The organism is Filifactor sp. (genome assembly GCF_057248345.1).
Map to the genome: position 1 here is coordinate 13,650 of NZ_DBHIIC010000014.1, position 16,038 is coordinate 29,687.

Here is a 16,038-nt window from a genome sequence, read left to right on the forward strand (position 1 = left end):
CTATACTCTTGCATTGCCAATCGTCATACAATGAACTCGACAACCTTCGTGTTCTTTTTTTATCACTTTGCTAACAGTGCTCAATGTGCTACCGGAGGTAACAATATCATCCAAGAGCAAAATATTGCTATTAGATTGTACTTCAATTTCTTTGTGCTCAAAAGCATTCTCAACAAGTAACATTCTTTGGAACGGTCGATATGACGAAAGAAAAGGAGTATCCTTTGTTCTTGTGACAAATTCAATGACAGGAACAGAAAAATATTCTCCAACCAGTTCTGCAAGGAGTTGCGTTTGATTGAATCCACGTTCCCTCATTCTGTTTCTGTGAATCGGAACATATGTGATATAATCAAAGGACATTTTCTTTTCCTCCAATTTTTGTACTAAAAATTCTGTGAAAAATCGACTCAAATAGGTCTGATGTCCGTACTTATAACGGAAAATTAGATTTTGCAAAAAATCATTGTACACCAAACAAGTATCAATACAGTCAAAATAATAGTGTTCCGATTGACAAAAACAACCTGTTCCAATCAATGTTCTTCTTCCACAGTGCTTACAGACTTGATCCGTAAACTCCAGTTTTTGATAGCAGCTGTGGCACAGACTGTATGGATTTTTGTTCCAAATACTCTGCCCACAACCAAGACAATTTAAATTGCTCGGAAAAATCAATTCTTCAAAAAACTCTTTTATTTCATCAAGTTTTTCTGTTTGAAACAACTCTATTTTCATAACAACTCCACCCTAAATTTTTCTCCATCATGCTGTTTTGAATCTAAATATCCTATATGTTTTCGAACAAAGAATAATTTTTCATATCGCTAATAGAATACGACATATTATTTAACGATCAATTCCTAATTTAAACCAAAAACAATGAAATCCCTATAAATATGAACAAACCATTACGGTAATGCCATCCAAAAGAATCTTCAAACTAATAAAAGGACTTAATATCTACAACCCTGACAACAAAAGCATAACCGCATGAAACCATATCAGGTTTCTTAACTCATAGAACATTTTGTCAAGTAACTTTTAATATTCATAGCTGCTTATTCTTTTGAGGTTTGAGCAAGAAAAAACAATAAAGCGACTTAATTTACTGTTTTGTGAATAACAATGTTATAGGCATTATTTTTTTTTGAATTTATGAAACCGGGATTTATCTTTTTTTTTTCATAATATACTTCAGTTTTGGAGTTTCAATCACTTCATCAACTACAAATCCAAGCCTGTCATAAACCTGTTTTGCATTTTTATTAAAATCAAAAACATTTAAAGAAATACTCCTAATATTTTTATCTTTGAAAATAAAATCTATAAATTCTTTCAATGCTTCAGTTCCAAAACCCAATCCAGTTTTTTGAGGATTTAATACAAATCTTCCGATGTGAATGTTGTCTTCATCGATTCGCACCTCTTGTATCATTCCAATAAACTCATCATCATTGAAAATAGAAAACTTATTTTTCAATTTTTGAATTTTGTCATAAGTTAATGGATAAGGAATTTGAGAGCCCATCCATTGCTCCTGAAACGCTGAACCTCGTTCATTGGACCAATGACATAAAAGTTCAATATTATTTTTACTGATCCCTTCTTCCAATTTAATGCCCATTTTCAATCTCCTTAACTGTTATTTTTTTACACTGAATGTTTTAGGATATTATATCGTTTTTAAGGGATTTTTTCCACTGTCGGATTTCCTGATTGCTTTCAAATCTTTTATATAAACTGATAGAAAACTTAGAAGTGAACGCTTTCCTTTTAGTAATTTTTCATGTGTCAGTTTAAAATCTCCATGTTCTGTGTTTCAATAGCTATCCGGCTAACAGATATAGTTCAAATCCTTGTAACATCTTAAGCATGATGGTTGATAGCACTTAACTTAACTTAACTTGATTTAATGCATGAAATATACATCTTTGATTTCCTGATTTGTTTTTCCATACTTTATTCAAATACCACAACAAACGTAGCAAATATCCTTCTTCATAGGCATTGAACCAATTCTTTGTATAAGGAATAACCAATAACTATTATAGATTTCAATTTCAATTCTTTAAGAGATTTTAACAAGTCTTGTTATCTTATGTATAGAGAACATCAAAAATACTGTATATACATTCGATAAAAAATGGGATTCTTAATATAAAAGAATCCCACTCATTTCAAATTATTTACTTCCTAATAGATTTTTTGTTAATCTTTCAAACAATTCTTAATAGAATTTGCAGTACTTATCCATCAATCCTGTAATAATTTCTTCTGTAGAAACATTTTTATCTGCATATCTTAATAATCTTAACATATCAGAATCATATTCAAAATCCATATCTTCATGATGATATACATCTTCCCAATACTTATATCCTTGTTGTTTCAAGACTTCTGCACCAATATGAGCATGCTCTGCCTTGCTGTCTGTAAATTGATACCCGATATCGTGCAACATTCCCAAAATATAAGCATCATCAGGATTTACAGGATATTTGTCCGGTTGTTCTTCTGCTAATCGTTTCATTTCGCTCGCTACTGCATAGCAATGATGTAATTTTTCCAGTTCTAATCTCATGATACATCTCCTATCTAATCTCATTTTTTATTCTTTATTCTTATGATACCCCTGTTTCCTTTATCCAATTACAAATGTCTACAAAATTCATGAAACTAGGATGATTCTACTCTATTAGTAAAAACAGTATCTTCTCATGTTACAAAAATGTATGCGACTCAATAACTTAATCGTTTCATTTTATCGTTCCCCGATTTTTAAATTCGGTTTTGCTGATAAAGATAAGTCACTTACGATTCCATCCATATACCGATAATACCCTGCAGAAGCTATCATCGCAGCGTTATCAGTACATAGAGAAAGCGGAGGATAATATGCCTGATAGCCTTTTTTATCACATTCTTCTTTCATTCGTTCTCTCAATCGAGAGTTCGCTGAAACACCTCCACTTAATACCAGTGCATGATATCCTTTTTCTTCCACTGCTTTGAGTGCCTTATTTAACAGAACATTCACCACTGTCTCTTGAAACGAACAGGCTATATCTTCACGATGAAAATCTAAGCCTTTCATTTTACAAGAATTGATATGATTCAAAACTGCTGATTTCAATCCTGAAAAACTAAAGTTATAGCTGTCATCTTTGTAATATGATTTTGGAAAATCAATCGTGTAACTTCCTTGTTTTGCAAGTACATCCACTTGAGGTCCTCCCGGATATCCCAATCCGATAGCACGTGCAACTTTGTCGTATGCTTCTCCTGCTGCATCATCCGTTGTTTTCCCTAACACAAAAAACTGATTATAATCCTGTACTTCTACAATATGTGTATGTCCACCCGATACAATCAAAGAAATAAAAGGTGGTTTCAACTCCGGAAACGCAATGTAGTTTGCTGCAATATGCCCCTCTATATGGTTCACACCCACTAATGGTTTATTGAGTGCAAAAGAAAGAGCTTTCGCTGTAGATAAGCCCACCAACAACGCACCTGCCAAACCTGGTCCATACGTAACTGCAATGGCATCAATTTCGTGTAAAGGCTTTCCCCATTGTTCTAATGTTTCTTCCAAAACTCTGTTGATGTCAACTACATGGTTTCTGGATGCGACTTCCGGAACTACTCCTCCAAACTTTTTATGAATATCAATTTGTGTCGAAACAACATTTGCAAGAATGGTTCTTCCGTTTTGTATCACTGCTGCTGCAGTTTCATCACAACTGCTTTCAATTCCTAATATTGCTATTTCTTTCAATCGTCTTCCTCCATTGATTTTCTCATAACAATGGCATCTTCATTGTTATCTTTGTAGTATGCTTTTCTGATTCCAACTTCTCTGAATCCATTGTTCTGATATAATGTTTTGGCAGGTTCATTCGAAACCCTGACCTCTAAAAAAAAATCTTTTACACCAAGTTTATTTCCTTCTGCAATCAAATTCTTTAGAAGTTCAGTTCCAATTTTTTGCTGACGATATTCCGGTAATACTGCAATATTGTTGATATTTCCTTCATCCAACACTTGAACAAATCCTCCATATCCCACTACCTTATCGTTATCTAATGCAACAAAGTAACAAGCAGAAGGTTGTAAGAGTTGATCATACAGGGAGCATAAACTCCATGGTATCGCAAAACAAGATAACTCAAGGTCATATACTTGTGTAATATGGTTTTCATTCATTCTTTCAAGTATAATCATTGCTTCCCTTGCCTTTCTTCAAACTGAAGTTCAGCCTGTGATTTTCTCAAGTACACCGGTTCGATATACCCATTTTCTTGTATACCCTGTTGTCCTGCCAATAAACAAACACAGCCGGCTCTCGGATAACACATATCCGGAGGTGCTTTTTGAATTCCATGTGGCAAGTCTTCCCACATAAACACTGCATCTCCCGTTATCATAACATTTTCATAATTTTCACATCGTTGTAAAATATCTGTTTTAGAAAGTACTTCTTCTGTTCCTAAAGAGATGATTTTATTTTCTTCATTTGCCTGATAAAAAGCCACATAAAAATTGTCTCTCTGTGCATCTGTTGTACTGACAATGATATGATTGCTGAATCGATGTACAAATGCCATCGCCTCTAATGTGGAAATACCTAGCACCGGTTTCCCAAGGGCCAATGAAAATGCATTTGCCACACTAACTCCGATACGAATTCCTGTAAAAGAACCGGGCCCGACTGTGCAAGCGATTCTATCCACATCATTCAAAGAAAAATCTACTGATTTCATCATCTGTTCCAAATAGGGAAGTAGTCTCTCACTATGCGTCAATGCGTGATTCTGAATCAACTCATACTTCAATACTCCATCAACAGTAAGTGCAATACTCAGTGATGAGGTAGAAGTATCTATTCCCAAAACTTTCATTCTATATCCTCTCTAACTTTTTGTTATTACTCATAAAATTGTTCACAAAAAACTCGACTCTGCTCAAAACGAATACTTATAGGATTCATATTTATGATTCCAATTCGTTCAAAAACAATCCGATTCGTTTCATTCCTTCTTCGATTTTTTCTCTTGAAGTTGCATAAGACAATCTCACAAAATCATCCGTTCCAAATGCAATGCCGGGTACAACCGCCACATTAGCATATTCCAAAAGTAACTCTGCAAATCTCAAGGAATCTTTTATTTCTATGTTGCGATACTTCTTCCCTTTGCACTGATTGATATTCAACATAACATAGAAAGCACCCTTCGGTTTTTTTACAGACACTAAAGGCAATTGTTCTATTTTTTCTACGATAAGGTTTCTTCTTTGTTCAAATTCCACCTTCATCTGTTCTACGGTCTCTTGTTCTCCCTCCAACGCCTCAATTGCAGCATATTGTGCCAATGTATTCGGATTGGAAGTAGTATGGCTTTGCATACTGGAGATAATTTTTGCAATTTTTGAGTTTGATGCAGTATATCCGATTCTCCATCCTGTCATCGCATACGCCTTCGATACTCCGTTTACAACAATCGTTCTATCTTTAATCTCTTCATTTAAACCGGCAATACTAATATGTTTCCCATCATAGATCAGTTTTTCATAAATTTCGTCGGAAATCACCATAAAATCATGCTTTATTGCAAGATCCGCAATATGCTCCAACTCTTCTTTTGTATAAACTGCTCCTGTTGGATTACAAGGACTATTCAAAAAAATTGCTTTTGTCTTTGAAGTAATTACTTTTTCAAGTTCATCAGCTGTAATTTTGAATTCATGTTCTTCCTTTGTTTCCACAATAACAGGAACTCCGGCTGACATTTTAACCAATTCTGCATAAGTCACCCAGTAAGGACTTGGAATAATCCATTCATCTCCAGGATTGGTAATTGCTTCTACTGCATTTCGAATTGCATGCTTCGCACCGTTTGATACAACAATATCCGTCATTTTGTATTCAAGATGATTCTCTTTTTTTAACTTATCAGCAATGGCTTGTCTCAATTTTGGTAATCCTGATGCTGCCGTATATCCGATATGTCCGTCTTCCAAACATTTCATTGCAACATCACAAATATTTTTTGGAGTTGGAAAATCCGGTTCTCCGGCACTAAAACTGATAACATCCACTCCATTACTTCTTAATTCTGCTGCTTTGGCTGTCACAGCCATAGTTACAGAAGGCTGTATTTGTTGATATTTGATAGAATACTGCATATTGTTCCTCCTAAATTACTTTTCTATTCCTTATTTTTCATAGTACATATTCAATGCATTTTCCAATGCAATCGCTTTGAATTTTTCTTTTCCTTTTTTTGTAATATTCGGATTGATATGCTCCATTCTGATTTGTTCCAATGATTTTCCTTCAACTTCCTCAAAATCTTTAAATCTTCCGAAAGCACCTGAACCCATGATAATTTTTGCACGTTTGACGTGTCCTTTTTTGACTGCCATCGCCACAACACTTCCTCTACCCATAATGGTCTTATGTGCTCCTGAAATTACTTTTCCATATTCTGAAAGCTCTTTCATCGTTGCACGAATACTCTTTAATTGTAAGTGAACCATTACAAATTGCAAAATAATCAATACAACCATTATAACTATTGTAACACCTGTATGTCCCATACATTTTCCTCTTTTCTTCTGTTGTTTATATCTCCTACTGTACTATAGAGTAACTTCTCCGTCTCCGTTTTCATCTAATATGATTCGTTTATATGGTATGGTTTCATCAATAAATGGAAGTCTTACCTTCCCTTGTTCCCACTGACGAATCGCTTTTTGATTCTCTCTTCGTTTTCGAAGTAACGGATTTTCGTTCATTTTATCAAATCGAAATGCACTGTATACACGAACTTCTGCAAAATCTTCAATTTGTAAAAAACCTGCAATTGCTATTGCGTTATACAATGCTCCTTCAAATTGTTCCAAGGATTTTTTGACACTTTCCACTGTCATACATTTTTTAAACTCGACAATTTTCAGTATCCAGCGATCCCCTCTTTGTTCAAACAAAATCGCATCTGCACACTTTAATGTTTTGAGCCAACGAAAAGTCTGCTTATCTGCATTCAAAAAACAAATATTGAAATGATTCAAATGACATACCAATTTTGCCCTTCCCAACTTCTGTGTTTCGGTCAAAATTACAATGCGATCCGTTGCACGAACAGTATCATCCAGATTAAGCAATTGCATTCTCTCTTCAAATCCTACCTTAATCATCGTCTTCCTCCAATTCAATTACTTGATTGATTAACTCATCAATCACATCATTGAATGTAATCGCTGCAAATCCTGTTTCAGAACCCGGTATATTTCTTACAATCGTTTTATCTCCTACAATATCAAACTGATACACTTGAATATCCTTATAGTTCAAGAGCTCTTCTTCTTTCAAACAAAACTTTTTACTCAATTCTGTTCTTCTAGGATGACTATACACTTTCACCAAGTTATTCATTTGTTGGAAGAACGTATCACTGTGTGTCGTAATCCACACATTTTTCTTCTTATTCAGAACCATTGCCAGGATTTTTGCCATCATGGACTGTGCTTTCAAATGTAAATGTTCTTCCGGTTCTTCAATAATAAGTGTCTTAAATGAAGTCTTTTTATCTCTCAAAAACAAAAGAATGGATGAAAGTTCTGTTACAAGTGAAGAGGTCAAATACAACGGGATTTGGTCTTGCATCCCTTCCGCGGTAAAATAAATATTTTTGACAGGCGCATTATCCGTCACAACCTTTCCACGAATGACTTCCTCTTCTATATATTGAATGATATCATCATACTCGTTATCTACCTCGTCTCCCATTGCTACAATCTGGTTCAAAAATTGAATAACCGGTTTCGTAAAAATACTGCCTTGCATCTGTTTATGTCCAAAATGCTGTTTCAAACTTTCATTGATCAAAGTTTTGTAAGTCAACATAAATCCGGTTCTGGACGCCGGCAAAAACAAAGCTTCCTTCGGCTTGTCCACATCCCCAATCAAATCGGAAAAAAGAATTTGCAAGCAACAATTCATCACTCCTCTGAGAACGAATTTTTCCTTTCTACTCTCTACCGTTTTGTCCAGTTTTTGTCTCCAAACTTTAATTTTTTCTTGATCTAAATTAAATTTATTACTATCTAGTAGTTTGATTTCAAAGAATTCTCCTTCAATGTTTCCGTTGAAAATATTAGATAAAATTTCTTTTTTATTATCCATAAAAAATACATTGAAAAATTGAACAAAAGTATGTTTTTCCTCATTGGTCAATACACCGTTATTTTCTTTTTTCAAAACTGTATTCAAAAAGATGTCTCTTGCATTTTGATAGACTTCCCAATTTTGACATTCCTCTATATCCAAATAATCATAGTAATTCTCTTCCATCATTCCCCACAAAAGGGACATCAAGTAACTCTTCCCGCTACTGTTATCTCCTACAAATAAAATCATCGGGCTGATTTGAATTTCCGCTTCTGAAATACGGCCAAAGTTTTGGATACGTAAACTCCAATTTGTTCTCAAGGTGCTCCCCTCCTTCTTACCATTATATTAACTATTAAATCAAGTAAAATCAATAGTATAGAGGAATAAAGAATAAATAGAGAACAGAAAAACTCTCTTTCCTGTAAAACTAGTTTCTTAATTACAGAACAGAGAGTTCTATCTGACTTATTGCTACTGACGGTTCGTTATCGATGACTCATTATTTTGTTTTTGTAGTTAGTGTAATTCCGGTAAATCCGAACACAAGTGTCAAAATCAAACTGCTATAACAAAAAACAGAAAACATTCCATACTGTAATGTAGACACGCCAAGCATACTTGTAATAAATACCCCGCATACTCCCCAAGGCACTAGAGGATTGATAACGGTGCCGGCATCTTCTAGAGTTCTTGATAAATTCTTAGAATGTAAATTCAATTTGTCATATACCGGCTTAAATGTTTTTCCCGCTAACAGAATACTTAAGTATTGTTCTCCTACGATAAAGTTTACTCCAACTGCTGTCATAACAACGCAAATAGTTGCTCGTGACGGAGAAGTCAATAAGTGGGCAATACTGTCTAAGAGAGTAGGAATAATTCCCAATCCAAATAACAGACCTCCCAAACTAAGTGCCAAAATAACAATGGTGATTGTAAAAAACATACTTTGAATTCCACCCCGTTGAATTAGAGATGCAATGCTTTCAGGTACTCCTTCTTTCGAAAATCCTGCAAACAGAATCTGTCCTATTTCTTGCAAAGAGTAAGCAGAATGTACTTGTGCGAGCACCAGACTGGCAATACTTGTAAAAATAATACTTACGATAGCAGGAATTTTAAAGATGGAGAATAGCAATAGTAATAAGAATGGAAGTAATGCATATCCATGTACCAATCCGGTTGATAAAATATCTTCTTGAAACTGAGCGACACTTTCCAAGTTCCCTACTTCTTTCCAAGGAGATAGAATAGAGAAAGTGATTGCTGAAATCACAAATGCAGGAACAGTTGTATACATCATGTTTTTGATATGTTCAAACAAATCCACACCAACGATGCTCGCTGCAATTCCGGTAGTGTCTGAAAGAGGTGACATTTTATCTCCAAAAAAAGCTCCTGATACAATCGCACCTGCAGTAATTGCAGAGTTTAATCCGAATGCATGAGATAATCCCATCATTGCAACTCCAAGTGTCGCAACTGTGGTCAAACTACTTCCGATTGAAATACCGATAATTGCAGTAATACAAAAAGTGGATAAGTAGAATGTCTTACTCGAAATAATCGTCAATCCATAGTACATCAACGTTGGAATTGCCCCTGACATCATCAGTACAGATATCAAAATTCCGATAAAGAAGAATAGATAAATCGCTCCCATACTTGTAGTGACCGATTGAATCATACTTTCTTGTAAATCTACAAACTGTACCTTACGTGCCATTCCGTACAATACTAAAAATATAATGCTAATCAAAACCGGAATATGAGGTGTCATATTCTCTATCGCTATCATAGGAAATCCTAATAGAATAAAAATAATTCCTGTAATCACCAAAGCTTCGCCAAGTTTCGGTGTTCTGTGTTGTTTCAAATCAAACATAGTATCCTCTCCTTTTCCTCTCTCAACATAACCCTAAACCACTTACAATCCAACAAATACTCCTATCATGCAAATCATTGTTCTCCTAATACAACCTCCTTTTTTCTGATATGTGAAACATACCTCGTATTCTAAGTACTTATAATGATATGTTACAAAAACCACTTGTATTTTGAACTATTCATCCGGCTTTCAAACATTTTCAGTTTCTACAATGAAAAAGCTCCTTGCAGCTTACATTGCAAGGAGCTCATCTAAAGTCATATCGTAAAATTAGAGGCTCCTTTGTCCAATGCAAACAGAGCCACAAATTTTGGTGACTCTCTAATTCTTATAGTAGTAATATTGTTGTTGAAAGCAACAATTAAAACTAGGATTATGTTGTTCTCGGTTTTTACAAATAGTTTGAACTGTCATTTTAATTGCTCCTTTCTAAAAAATAAATTACATAAATTCTAATACGATTTGTACTAACTGTCAATATATATTTCTAAATTTTCTAAAAATATTTATAATTCTCTTCGTCCTTCCAATGCTCGTCCAATCGTCACATCATCAGCAAATTCCAAATTTGCTCCAACCGGTAAACCATGTGCGATTCTTGTCACCTTAATACCAAACGGTTTGATTAAACGAGCAAGATACATTGCTGTCGCCTCTCCATCAATCGTCGTATTCGTTGCAATGATAATTTCCTTAATTTCGGGATCATGCAATCGACTCATTAGTTCTTTAATCCGAATCATATCCGGAGTAATGGATTGAGAAGGAGAAATGGTTCCGTGTAACACATGATATTTTCCATGATACTCCCTGGTTCGCTCCATTGCTGCAACATCTCTGGGGTCTTCTACCACACAGATTGTGCTGCCATCCCTTGTTTTGGAATCACAGATAGTACACGGATTCGCATCGGAAATATTATAACAAACCTCACAATAGGTGATGTTCTCTTTTGCATTCTGCATTGCATTTGCAAGACCAAGCACCTCATCTTTCGGCATATTGATAATATAAAATGCCAATCGTTGTGCCGTTTTGTACCCTATTCCCGGAAGTTTTCCCAATCGTTCAATCAACTGGTCAATATGGTTGGAATAGTGTTGCATTAGAATAGTCCCGGAATATTCATTCCACCTGTCAACTGAGCCATTTTACCGGCAGACATTTCATCAGCAGAACGTAACGCTTCGTTTACAGCAGACAACACTAAATCTTGCAACATTTCAATATCATCCGGATCAACTACTTCCGGTTTGATTTCAATCGATACAATTTGTTTCTTTCCGTTCGCAACTACCTTTACAGCGCCACCTCCAACGGAAGCCTCTACTTCTTTTTCTTCAAGTTCAGCTTGCATTTTTTCCATATCCTTCTGCATTTTTTGAACTTGTTTCAACATATTATTCATATTTCCCGGCATCATACCACCAGGAAAACCGCCTTTTCTTGCCATAATTAAAACCTCCTAATTTTTTGTATATTATACCCTTTTTCCCATACAATTACAAACTTTTACTCCACTTCCAAAGGAATATCCGGAAACTCCCCTCTCAACACGTCAACAATATCTTCTGTCTGTTCTTCTGAAATGTTTTTCATCTCATCTTTGAACAAAAAATTTACTCTGACTGTCTCTTCTAAACACTCGGAAAAGATTTGACTCAACAACTGCACAGTTTCCGGTGTATCAATTCGATTCTTGTGAAATTCGTATGGTCTATCATAAGCAATGTAGATTTGTTGTCCTACAAACCGAACTACTCTTCCCTCTTGAAGCAATGCTTTCTTACTCGCCTCATGACGCTGTTTCAGCAATTCATATATCTCAGGAAATCGATTATTGATTTCGTCCACTTTTGATTTCTCTTGATGAGATAACTCTTCAGGTAATTCTTTGATATCAGTACTTGGAAGGAAATCTTGTTCCTCTTTTTTGCCTTCTTCATCATACTCTTCTACTTGAGAGAAAGTTGGACTCAATACACCATTCTGCAATTTTTGTTCCAGATTCTGTACTCGTTCTCTTAACCTTACGATCTCTTTTTGCAATAGGTTCAACTCTTCTGTATTCGGTGTCATACCACAAGGCATTTCCAAGAAACGAATCAGCTCCACTTCCAAAATAGTAGACGGAACAAAAGAATATTTCATCTCATTTAAAATAAATGCCAATTGTTCAATCCAACGAACGATGTCTGAAACCTCAACAGATTGAAAAACTTGATCCAACTGTTTTTTTTCTTCTCCATTCCACATCTTGAGCAAACTTTCTTTCAAATAATAAAGGAAGTCTACAACAAACTGTTTCATGTCCAAACCGTTTTGATTCAATTCTTCAATTAGTAACAATAACTCCGGAATCTTTTTATCCCTCATAAAGTGGATAAACTCAAGGTATTTTTCTTCTTTCACATCTCCCAACACTTGAATCACTTCTTGTTTTGTCAATTTAGGAAGATTCATCACCTTATCCAAAAGAGACAGAGCATCCCGCATTCCCCCGTCACTTTTTTGAACGATACATTGAACTGCATCGGAATCGAACTCTTTTTTCTCTTGTAAAAGTACTTTTTCCAACTGTTGTGTCAAAATACTGTCATCTATCTTCTTAAAATCAAACCGTTGACATCGAGAAAGTACCGTTGCAGGAATTTTTTGAGGTTCGGTTGTAGCCAAAATAAAAATCACATGGCTCGGCGGTTCTTCCAAAGTCTTGAGCAATGCATTAAACGCACCTTGTGACAACATATGGACCTCATCTATAATATATACCTTGTAGCGCGATATATTCGGCATAAACACAATATTATCACGAATATCACGAATATTCTCTACGGAATTGTTTGAAGCGGCATCCATTTCAATCACATCTAAAGTAGATTGTTCACACGATTTGCATTGATAACACGGCTTTATGTCTCCGGTACAGTTCACTGCTCTTGCCAACACCTTTGCAGTAGAAGTCTTTCCTGTTCCTCTTGGACCGCAAAACAAATATGCATGGTTCACCGTATCCTCTGCAACTTGGTTTTTTAATACAGAAGTAATGTGTTCCTGTCCTACGATATCTTCAAAAGTCTTAGGACGATATACTCGATACAATGCTTGATGCATAATTTCCCTCCATCTATAAATTTCAACCTTAATCTTTCCAAAAAACAATCTATAACTGTTTCCCATGTTGCCAAACAATCTTGTTTGATGTGTACCTTATGATATAAACACACATACTTTCCAAAACACTTCTTTCAAACCAAACTTATATTCTCCAATACACATTAAATCTTAGAGTCTAATACGACCGATTTCAAAAAAATGATTTGTGAATCACTGTTATAGATAAAAACATCCTCTTTCTTCATCTATCTCTATTATGAATACATCTCTTTTACTAAAATATTTTTTGAGCGCAACAACAACAGAATTTTGTCTTTCTCCCTCTTATCAAACTCTTGAACAAATCCAATTTTCATTGTAGAGGCTTGAATTTCAATGGTATTCGTGTGCTCATCCACCCATACTTCCTGGATGTCTTCAAATTTGATAGCATACGCAAACAGATATAGTCCATGGAATACAACAAAACCCTTTTCAGAAATTCCTGTTAAAATTCCACCTGTCAAAATATAGAGATATGCTGAAAACAATGCAAATTTCAAATACCCATGAGTAAGAACTACAGAAACAACCACTGCTACCAAAAAAACAATGTATAACCATTTGAATGTGAATGGTCGTTTATTATAAATTTTCACTTTTGTAAAAAAGTGTAGATGATATAAAATACCTATGATTAACAATACGACAAATCTCATCTCTGTCATATAATCCCCTCCCAAAATTTACCCTTCATTATATCAAATCTTCCTCTTTGTGTAAAACAATACTATTTTCATCCATTTTGGCACTCGCAGAATCCTGTATAAAATCGACAAAATGTTTTATCTCAAATGTTCTTTTGGAGCAAAGTAATCTATCATTCATTTCTTAATACACAAGTACAACAAATTGTCTTATTATTTCTATACTTCCACCTATCAAAAAAGTTAAGTGCTATTTTCTTCTAAAACGTTATCCTTGTATCAAATCTTGAAATTCTATCTCAAAAGAATCAGATAAATCGAACGGATTCAATTCTATTTGGCATCCCAAACGCCCTGCACTCACTACAATCGAAGACTGTTGTTTTGCAGATTCATCAAGAAAAGTTCTATATTGTTTTTTCATTCCAATAGGACAACATCCTCCTTTGATATATCCTGTCACCTTCTGAATATCTGCTTGGTCAATCATCTGAATTGCTTTCTCACCGGTTAACCTTGCACATTTTTTTAAGGCAAGCTCTTCATCAGAAGGAATGACAAACACATAGAACATCTTTGCTCCTTGAGTCACAAGTGTTTTAAATACTTTTTTTGTATCAAATCCTAATTTCTGTGCGACTTCCATACCCGACAAGAAAGCTTTGCTTTCATATTCGTAAGCAACATAATCTATTTTTTTCTCATCCAACAATCTCATTGCATTTGTTTTAATCTGTTTCATATTATCTCCATTTCCCAATCTTTATCAACAGAATGTTACACTTTGATAACATCATCCTAAACTGATATGTATTGCTAATAAACAATAATTCACTCAAAATATCCTTTATATAGTTTGATTATCGTTTTCCATTCCACTTCAATCAATTAACATCACTTCATATACATAACATACCTGTTTTCGTCCATGTTTTGTGATTTCATCTATCAAACTATTATATCACAAATAAATAGAGATACGATATTCTTCCCACTGCTGTAATGATAACTTTCATGAAATAATTTAGGAATGATTAGGGTAAATTCTTAACATTTATGGTATAATGAAGCCAATTTATTACTAAGGAGGGAATGCTATGATTTTAACAACAACACCATCTGTACAAGGACACAATATTATCGAATACAAAGACATAGTTTTTGGAGAAGTGATTACAGGTGCAAACTTTATGAAAGACTTCGGTGCAGGACTCAGAGATTTCTTTGGCGGTCGTGCACAAGGATATGAAAAGGAACTGATTTCTGCAAGAGAAGATGCAATTCGTGAAATGGAAAATCGTGCAAACAAAATAGGAGCCAACGCTATCGTAGGCGTTCATTTTGACTATGAATTCCTTGGAGATACCGGAAGTATGATGATGGTAACAGTTAGCGGTACTGCAGTTGTAATTGATTAAGACAAAAAGTTGTTCCACAATCAACTGTATTTAACACGATTTTGACATAAAAAACGGTTGTATTGTCATAAAGGGTATTAAATCATGTAATCAATTAACTGTCAAAAATATTTGTTGACTGTAAATAACTATGAAACTGATGGTATAGAAATAGTGATACAAACAACAATAAATATTTCTTCATAAAATGGATTTCTGAAAAAACGAACAAAAAAATACCCATCAAATAAAACAATATTAAATTCCTCTTACGTTAGCAGAACCTAAGAGGTATTTTTGTATCTAACTCGAATACAGATGGTTCATTGAATTGATCCCTACACGTTCTTAGTTTAATAATTCAAAAGGAATTCTCTCTTTCGTAATTATCCGATATCTACATTTTTGAAATATCTTTGCTCCTAGAACAGGATTTATCTTGAAAACTGTGCCGTTTTTTTATGGTTATGTAAAAATTCAATTCATATTTATCAAATTCTCTTCTGTCAAACCACAGTGAAAGGTGATACTTTTTTTATTCCTAAAAACTAATCACATTCTCTTGCTCATCTATATATTAGATATTTTAATAAGAGAGCATATTACTAAAAGTCTATCCTCTACATAATTCTACTATAGATTTTTCATTCCCGGAACATCTAAAATACTTTCTTTCTTCTCTATAAATTAGATATTTTAATAAGAGAGCATATTATTAAAAGTCTATCCTCTACATAATTCTACTATAGATTTTTCATTCCCGGAACATCT

At 34.4% G+C, this 16,038-nt stretch carries 17 protein-coding genes; 1 reads left to right on the plus strand and 16 read right to left on the minus strand.

Going from position 1 to position 16,038, the window contains the following annotated elements; translation table 11 throughout:
• The 16 genes from ACO5GE_RS04155 to ybaK form a co-directional block, all read right to left on the minus strand.
• Nucleotides 1-738, minus strand: coding sequence for a ComF family protein (locus ACO5GE_RS04155; protein ID WP_484829671.1), 738 nt, complete (start codon nucleotides 736-738; stop codon nucleotides 1-3).
• Nucleotides 739-1,171: 433 nt separating this feature from the next.
• A complete protein-coding gene (locus ACO5GE_RS04160; protein WP_484829672.1) occupies nucleotides 1,172-1,627 on the minus strand; it encodes a GNAT family N-acetyltransferase in 456 nt (151 codons plus the stop codon).
• 603 nt (nucleotides 1,628-2,230) lie between these two features.
• Nucleotides 2,231-2,584, minus strand: coding sequence for an HD domain-containing protein (locus tag ACO5GE_RS04165; RefSeq protein ID WP_484829673.1), 354 nt, complete (start codon nucleotides 2,582-2,584; stop codon nucleotides 2,231-2,233).
• 180 nt (nucleotides 2,585-2,764) lie between these two features.
• Nucleotides 2,765-3,781, minus strand: a complete 1,017-nt coding sequence (gene tsaD, locus ACO5GE_RS04170; protein WP_484829674.1) for a tRNA (adenosine(37)-N6)-threonylcarbamoyltransferase complex transferase subunit TsaD — start codon at nucleotides 3,779-3,781, stop codon at nucleotides 2,765-2,767.
• On the minus strand, nucleotides 3,778-4,227 hold the full coding sequence (gene rimI, locus ACO5GE_RS04175; RefSeq protein ID WP_484829675.1) for a ribosomal protein S18-alanine N-acetyltransferase: 450 nt from the start codon (nucleotides 4,225-4,227) through the stop codon (nucleotides 3,778-3,780). The genes tsaD and rimI overlap by 4 nt, the downstream gene beginning before the upstream one ends.
• Entirely contained in the window at nucleotides 4,224-4,904 is a 681-nt protein-coding gene (gene tsaB / locus ACO5GE_RS04180; protein ID WP_484829676.1) for a tRNA (adenosine(37)-N6)-threonylcarbamoyltransferase complex dimerization subunit type 1 TsaB, read from the minus strand. The genes rimI and tsaB overlap by 4 nt, the downstream gene beginning before the upstream one ends.
• A 91-nt stretch (nucleotides 4,905-4,995) precedes the next feature.
• Nucleotides 4,996-6,189: a pyridoxal phosphate-dependent aminotransferase gene (locus ACO5GE_RS04185; RefSeq protein ID WP_484829677.1), complete on the minus strand. Its 1,194-nt coding sequence runs from the start codon at nucleotides 6,187-6,189 to the stop codon at nucleotides 4,996-4,998.
• 30 nt (nucleotides 6,190-6,219) lie between these two features.
• Nucleotides 6,220-6,603, minus strand: a complete 384-nt coding sequence (locus ACO5GE_RS04190) for a transcriptional regulator GutM (protein WP_484829678.1) — start codon at nucleotides 6,601-6,603, stop codon at nucleotides 6,220-6,222.
• Nucleotides 6,604-6,645: 42 nt separating this feature from the next.
• Nucleotides 6,646-7,203, minus strand: coding sequence for a hypothetical protein (locus ACO5GE_RS04195; protein ID WP_484829679.1), 558 nt, complete (start codon nucleotides 7,201-7,203; stop codon nucleotides 6,646-6,648).
• Nucleotides 7,196-8,497, minus strand: coding sequence for an AAA family ATPase (locus tag ACO5GE_RS04200; RefSeq protein ID WP_484829680.1), 1,302 nt, complete (start codon nucleotides 8,495-8,497; stop codon nucleotides 7,196-7,198). The genes ACO5GE_RS04195 and ACO5GE_RS04200 overlap by 8 nt, the downstream gene beginning before the upstream one ends.
• Nucleotides 8,498-8,678: 181 nt before the next feature.
• Nucleotides 8,679-10,064, minus strand: a complete 1,386-nt coding sequence (gene nhaC, locus ACO5GE_RS04205) for a Na+/H+ antiporter NhaC (RefSeq protein ID WP_484829681.1) — start codon at nucleotides 10,062-10,064, stop codon at nucleotides 8,679-8,681.
• A 509-nt stretch (nucleotides 10,065-10,573) separates the two neighbouring features.
• Nucleotides 10,574-11,173 carry a recombination mediator RecR gene (gene recR / locus ACO5GE_RS04210; RefSeq protein WP_484829682.1) on the minus strand — a complete coding sequence of 200 codons (600 nt, stop codon included), beginning with the start codon at nucleotides 11,171-11,173 and terminating at the stop codon, nucleotides 10,574-10,576.
• A complete protein-coding gene (locus tag ACO5GE_RS04215) occupies nucleotides 11,173-11,520 on the minus strand; it encodes a YbaB/EbfC family nucleoid-associated protein (RefSeq protein ID WP_484829683.1) in 348 nt (115 codons plus the stop codon). Before ACO5GE_RS04215 ends, recR begins: the two co-directional genes overlap by 1 nt.
• Before the next feature lie 59 nt (nucleotides 11,521-11,579).
• On the minus strand, nucleotides 11,580-13,181 hold the full coding sequence (gene dnaX / locus ACO5GE_RS04220) for a DNA polymerase III subunit gamma/tau (protein WP_484829684.1): 1,602 nt from the start codon (nucleotides 13,179-13,181) through the stop codon (nucleotides 11,580-11,582).
• Nucleotides 13,182-13,438: 257 nt separating this feature from the next.
• The gene (locus tag ACO5GE_RS04225) at nucleotides 13,439-13,891 is read right to left on the minus strand and encodes a hypothetical protein (RefSeq protein ID WP_484829685.1); all 453 of its coding nucleotides are present in this window, start codon (nucleotides 13,889-13,891) and stop codon (nucleotides 13,439-13,441) included.
• Nucleotides 13,892-14,138: 247 nt separating this feature from the next.
• Complete coding sequence (gene ybaK, locus ACO5GE_RS04230) at nucleotides 14,139-14,612, minus strand: Cys-tRNA(Pro) deacylase (RefSeq protein WP_484829686.1); 474 nt, start codon at nucleotides 14,610-14,612, stop codon at nucleotides 14,139-14,141.
• Nucleotides 14,613-14,967: 355 nt separating this feature from the next.
• On the opposite strand from ybaK, the gene ACO5GE_RS04235 reads away from it, so the two are divergent.
• Nucleotides 14,968-15,288, plus strand: a complete 321-nt coding sequence (locus ACO5GE_RS04235) for a putative heavy metal-binding protein (protein WP_484829687.1) — start codon at nucleotides 14,968-14,970, stop codon at nucleotides 15,286-15,288.
• Nucleotides 15,289-16,038: the final 750 nt, after the last annotated feature.